The sequence below is a fragment of the Marinomonas spartinae genome, from assembly GCF_016461715.1.
Classification (GTDB): domain Bacteria; phylum Pseudomonadota; class Gammaproteobacteria; order Pseudomonadales; family Marinomonadaceae; genus Marinomonas; species Marinomonas spartinae_A.
The window spans coordinates 1-2,541 of record NZ_JAEMUI010000050.1 but is presented as its reverse complement, the minus strand read 5'-3'; the positions used below and the strand labels follow the sequence as shown (position 1 = coordinate 2,541).

The window sequence follows — 2,541 nt, the reverse complement described above, 5'->3', positions numbered from 1 at the left end:
ACCAGTACATCTTTTATGGTGTAATCTTCACAGATAGCTTTAACCACAAATAGATTCATGCCAACAGGTGGCGTCACGGCCCCGATTTCCATATTGATAACCAGAATCACGCCAAACCAGACAAGGTTGATATCCAATGCTTGTAGTGCTGGTAACAGAATGGGGACCGTGACAAGAATCGCTGCGGCCGCATCCATAAACATACCCAGTATTAAGTAAAGGATGTTGATTAAGATTAAAAACTGAATGGCGGATAAATTCAGTGAGTCTATCCATTGTGCTACGTCTTGAGGCACTTGTAGAAGTGACAGTGTGTTACCAAATACGGACGCCCCTGCGATTAACATCAGTATCATCGCACTGGTTTCGACACTGGCCATGGTGGCTTGCCAGAAGAGTTTAAGTGATAAACTGCGCTTAACAAATATGGTCAGTAATAGGGCATAGATCACCCCGACACCAGCGGCTTCTGTTGGGGTGAATAGTCCCGTATAGATCCCGCCCAGCACCACTGGAATCAATAACAAGCTGGCAATCATATCGAAGGTGATAGGGGCTTTCGCCTCTGCCGATTGCTCGCTATTTGTAGGGTTAATGGGATGCTTACGCATGGCATAGATGGAATAGAGTGAAAACAATCCAGCCAACATTAAGCCGGGAATAATGCCAGCTAAAAACAACTGGTTAACAGAGCTATTGGTGACTAATGAATAGAGAATGAATGAAATGCTTGGCGGTATCAAAATCCCTAATGTACCCGATACGGCAACACAGCCTGCACTGAGTCGTTTTGGGTAACCACGTTCACGCATCTCTGGAATACTAATCGAACCAATAGTCGCAGCAGTTGCTGTGGAGGAGCCTGAAATCGCAGCAAAGATAGTACTGGCTAAGGTGGCGGCGATGGCGAGCCCACCAGGAAGTTTTCTTGTTATGCGATGAGCAAAGCTAAATAAGTCTTTTCCAGCTCCCCCCTTGAGCATGAGCTGGCCCATGTAAATATAAAGTGGAATGGCAATAATAACAAAAGAGTTGAGGTCGCTATAGGCTGTTTGTGTGAGCGCGTTAATGCCAGGCCCAACACCAATGGTTATCATGTAACCGAGCATACCACTAATGAGTAGTGATACGGAGATTGGCAATCCCAGAATCATGAGTGCCGCCAAGGCACACAGAGTGATCGTAAAGGTCATTTATGAGTTCCAATAATTATTTGTCAAATACTCATCAATCGAGACCTTTTCACGAAGTCGCGAATTTAATGAAGCATGTGATGTAGCAATGTCTTTAATCGGTTTGGCTGATATCCAGTATGAACTTATGTAATTCAGCCACCGCCCAGACACCAATCCCAATGGGAACAGCAGCCTTCGCAACCCACACTGGCCACTGAACCACGTCTAAGGTGATTTCTTGCATGGTGAAGCTGTCTAATGCCTGCAAAAAGCCTGCGTACGACATAAAACACAAAAAGCTAAACAGAATTAAAAAGCGCAGAATGATCAGTAGCTTTCCCCGCCCGATTAGATTTTCTATGGCAATGCCTGCTGTCACATGATGGCGGCCCATTGCCGTCGCAACTGTGCCCGTAAAGGCTAACCAAATTAGACAAAATAAATCGAGGTCGTAAGTCCAAGAATTGTCTATGTTCATCATGCGCAGGACAATACCAGCAATGATGGACATGGATAATAAGATGAGGGATAGTGCCGCGATGATGCTGACTAATTTAGCCAGCCCTCCCGTTAAATCCCTTACCCATTTGACCAAGCGGCCAAATGGGGATGTCTCAGTTGGATGTGTCATTGAATTTACCTAGAAAAAGGAGGCGTGTTAGTTGCTGTAGGGTTTTAGGTCATCCAAAATTTTCTGACCAGTTGCCCCTGTTTCTTTAAGATACAGTTTACGCTCCATGACACCAGCGGTTTCTTTCCAAGGCGTTAACTGCTTACCAGTTAATTGCGTGACTTGGTTGCCTTTAGATTTCAGGAACTTGATATCATTAGTAAATTCATTTTCAATGTCTTGTACGGCCGCTTTTTCGGATGCCTTGGCCGCTTTGGTGATCACGTCACGCTGTTGTTGGGTTAGTCCTTTCCACCATTGTAGGTTGACTTGAACAGGGTAAACCAAAGGTACATAGTGGATTGCGGTAACGTATTTACCTACTTCAAACCATTTACGTGACGTGATGGTCGATAGACCCGATGTTGCGCCATCTAAAGCGCCTCGTTGCATAGAGGTATAGACTTCACTGGAGTCCATGGCAACTGGAGTGGCGCCTTGGCTCTTAAGGAACATAGCAGAAAGGCTGCCCTCAGAGCGCATTCTTAACCCTTTTAAGTCACTTGGAGTAACGATGGGTTTTTTGTTATTGATATAAGAAGTGGCATAACCATAGAAGCCCCAAGCAACAACATGAACACCGTGTTTTTCCATAATAGCATCGACATCTTTACCCAGCTTACCATGTAACGCTTTTAGTAATGTTGGCGCATTTGGTGCAAGAAAAGGAATGGTATCCCACTGTAGCGCTGGCGC

At 45.1% G+C, this 2,541-nt stretch carries 3 protein-coding genes; all 3 read right to left on the bottom strand.

Annotation, left to right across the window (positions count from 1 at the left end; all coding sequences use genetic code 11):
* Window positions 1-1,193, bottom strand: a 1,193-nt coding sequence (locus tag JHD45_RS22130; protein WP_199478766.1) for a TRAP transporter large permease, incomplete at its 3' end; no start/stop codon positions are given.
* 94 nt (window positions 1,194-1,287) lie between these two features.
* Window positions 1,288-1,806 (bottom strand): TRAP transporter small permease, encoded by a 519-nt coding sequence (locus JHD45_RS22125; RefSeq protein ID WP_199478765.1) that lies wholly within the window; start codon window positions 1,804-1,806, stop codon window positions 1,288-1,290.
* A 27-nt stretch (window positions 1,807-1,833) separates the two neighbouring features.
* Window positions 1,834-2,541 (bottom strand): TRAP transporter substrate-binding protein DctP (dctP, locus tag JHD45_RS22120; RefSeq protein ID WP_199478764.1); only part of this gene is annotated, 708 nt, incomplete at its 5' end.

Excerpts from the sequence above, each read along its gene's own strand:
- JHD45_RS22125 (WP_199478765.1), bottom strand. The coding sequence starts at position 1,806 with ATGACACATCCAACTGAGACATCCCCATTTGGCCGCTTGGTCAAATGG.